Source organism: Caulobacter sp. HMWF025 (assembly GCF_003060965.1).
Classification (GTDB): domain Bacteria; phylum Pseudomonadota; class Alphaproteobacteria; order Caulobacterales; family Caulobacteraceae; genus Caulobacter.
Window position 1 is genome coordinate 383 of sequence record NZ_QAII01000141.1, and the last position, 2,881, is coordinate 3,263.

Here is a 2,881-nt window from a genome sequence, read left to right on the forward strand (position 1 = left end):
GGCCGAGATGAAGGCCGCAGCCCTGACGCGGCTGGCCAGCGCGATCCATGACGGGCGCGACCATGAGGCCCTGCGGCTGTCGGCCCTGATCCAGCGGCTGGACCGGCTGATCGTCACGGCAGCCGACAGGCCGGACACCCCTGGTGCCGCCGACCCCGCCGCCAGGAGCGTCCCGCAAGGGCTCGGAGAGCCCGGCAATCGGCCGTGGCCGAAGCCGCCTCCGGAGGGCTATCCGGACGACGGCGGGCATTTCATCGACTGGCGCCCGACGCGCGAGGCGGTGGAGCGCGAAACCGCGTCCATGTTTCGGATGATCGCCTTTACGGCTCTGGCGATGCTGCACAAGCCGGCCGCGGTGCATCCGGTGTTCATGCGGATGGTCTATCGCTTCCGCCGCGACGTGCTGGGCGAGACCAACGAGGACAATATCCGTCAGTCGGCCGAGTACATTACCGAGCAGACCCTGCTGAAGTTGGAGGAGTTCGCCTTCGAGCGCGTCGACGTGGTCAATCCGGACACCGGGATGCGCCAGCGGCTGCGAACCTGGCCCCCGGCCGATCCGCCCTTTCCCCAGCCCGGCTGGAAGCGCAAGCGCCTTCAGACCCGCGTGCCGACCCTGGCGCGCTCGGCGGCCCGTCCGCCGCTGGCGCCGGAGGCCAAATCGCGGCACGACTGCGGGTAACGGGAGGACCAGATCGGTGGCGGTCGAGACCTACGACTACATCATCGTCGGCGCGGGATCGGCCGGGTGCGTGCTGGCCAACCGGCTGTCGGCCAATCCGGCGCGGCGGGTGCTGGTGCTGGAGGCCGGGGGTCGCGACAACTGGATCTGGTTCCACATCCCGGTCGGCTATCTGTTCGCGATCGGCAATCCGCGCTCGGACTGGATGTTTCGCACCGAGCCGGTGCCGGGGCTGGACGGGCGCAGCCTGAACTATCCGCGCGGCAAGGTGATCGGCGGATCGTCGGCGATCAATGCCATGATCTATATGCGCGGCCAGGCGGCCGACTATGACGGCTGGCGGCAGCGGGGTCTGGCCGGCTGGGGCTGGGACGACGTCCTGCCGCTGTTCAAGGCCCAGGAGGACCATATTGCGCCGCCATCGGAGCATCACCAGTCGGGCGGCGAGTGGCGGGTGGAGCATCCGCGCATGCGCTGGACGGTTCTGGACGCCTTTGCCCGGTCGGCGGCGCTGGAGGGCATCCCGGCCAGTCCGGACTTCAACGGCGGCGACAATACGGGCTCGGGCTATTTCAACGTCAACCAGCGGGCGGGCCTGCGGTGGAGCGCGGCGCGGGGGTTTCTGAAGCCGGTGCTGGCCAGGCCCAATCTGGAGCTGCGCACCGGGGCGCGGGCCAGTCGGGTGATCCTCGAAGACGGCCGGGCCGTGGGCGTGGCCTGGACCGAGGGCGGGCAGGCGCGCGAAGCGCGCTGTCGCGGCGAGGTGGTGCTGACCGCCGGGGCGGTGAACACCCCTCACCTGCTGGAGCTGTCGGGGATCGGCGACGGCGAACGGCTGGCGGCCCTGGGCCTGCCCGTACATCGCCACCTGCCGGGCGTGGGCGAGAACCTGCAGGACCACCTGCAGATCCGGCCGATCTATCGGGTGAAGGGGGTGGCGACCCTCAATGCCCACTATGCCTCGCTGTGGCGGCGGCCGCTGATGGCGCTGGAATATGCCCTGTTGCGGCGCGGGCCGATGTCGATGGCCCCGTCGCACATGGGAGCCTTTGCCCGCACCTCGCCGGACTATGCGACGCCCAATGTGCAGTTCCACGTCCAGCCGCTGTCGCTGGACCGGTTCGGCGAGCCGCTGCACGCCTTCCCGGCCATCACCATCAGTGTCTGCAACCTGCGCCCCACCAGCCGGGGCAGCATCCATGCGGGCAGTCCGGACCCGGCCGCCGCGCCGCGGATCCAGCCCAACTATCTGTCGACGGCGGAGGACGAGCGGGTGGCCATCGACTCCCTGCGCCTGATCCGCCGCATCGTCGCCCGGCCGCCGCTGGCCGGCTACAGCCCCGACGAGATGAGTCCGGGCCGGGCGGTCGATGACGATGCCGGCCTGCTGGCGGCGGCACGGGAGCTGGGCACGACGATCTTCCACCCTGTCGGGACGGCGAAGATGGGTCTGGCCGACGACCCGGCGGCCGTGGTCGATGCGCGCCTGCGGGTGCTGGGAGTGGCGGGCCTGCGGGTCGCCGACGCCTCGGTGATGCCGGCCATCGTCTCGGGCAACACCAATTCTCCGACGCTGATGATCGCCGAAAAGGCGGCGCGGATGATCCTGGAAGACGCCCGCTAGAGGGGTTGCGGCGGGCGCAGCCGGTAGAACCGCAGGTCGCGGCCCAGGTCGTACAGGCGATACAGGCGGAAGACGTCGGGGCGGTCGGTCCACAGGGCCTGTTCGGCGTCGGTCAGGGCAAAGGGCGTGGCCGGACCGCCGGTGGTGGTCTTGACGGCAATCCGCTGGACGCTGCCGTCGGTCGCCGGGCTGAGCAGGTCGCAGCCGGCGGCGTCGCCCGCTCCGGTGGGCCGTACCCGGGCGGCGAGGTCGGGGCGGCCGTGATGGCGCAGGCGGTGCTGCTCCAGGGCCAGGACGGCGGCCAGGCCCGTCTCGACGAGGAAGCGGTCGGCCGCGTCGCGGACGGCGGGGTCGAAGCGGGCGATCAGGCGGCCGGCGGCCGGGCCGGGCTCGACCTGGCGCGGATCAAACACCGGCGGCGGACTCTCGACCGGCAGGGCAAAGCCCTCCGGCGCAAACAGGGCGGCCGGGCGGACGGCGGCGGCGAACAGGGCGGGACGCGCGATCAGCTGGCGCTCGACCGCCTCGACCACCGTCTCGGCATAGGTCCAGCGCGGGGCGAAGGCGGTCAGGAT

2 protein-coding genes and 1 pseudogene are annotated in these 2,881 nt (G+C 71.6%); 2 read left to right on the forward strand and 1 reads right to left on the reverse strand.

The window, feature by feature from the left end:
* Positions 1-682, forward strand: a pseudogene (locus DBR10_RS14720) (hypothetical protein); the annotation flags it as partial.
* Positions 683-698: 16 nt separating this feature from the next.
* Positions 699-2,306 carry a GMC family oxidoreductase gene (locus DBR10_RS14725; protein ID WP_108556466.1) on the forward strand — a complete coding sequence of 536 codons (1,608 nt, stop codon included), beginning with the start codon at positions 699-701 and terminating at the stop codon, positions 2,304-2,306.
* Here DBR10_RS14725 and DBR10_RS14730 read toward each other — a convergent pair.
* A partial coding sequence (locus DBR10_RS14730; RefSeq protein WP_158273164.1) for a protein NO VEIN domain-containing protein occupies positions 2,303-2,881 on the reverse strand: 579 nt, incomplete at its 5' end. The two genes, DBR10_RS14725 and DBR10_RS14730, sit on opposite strands and share 4 nt — an antisense overlap.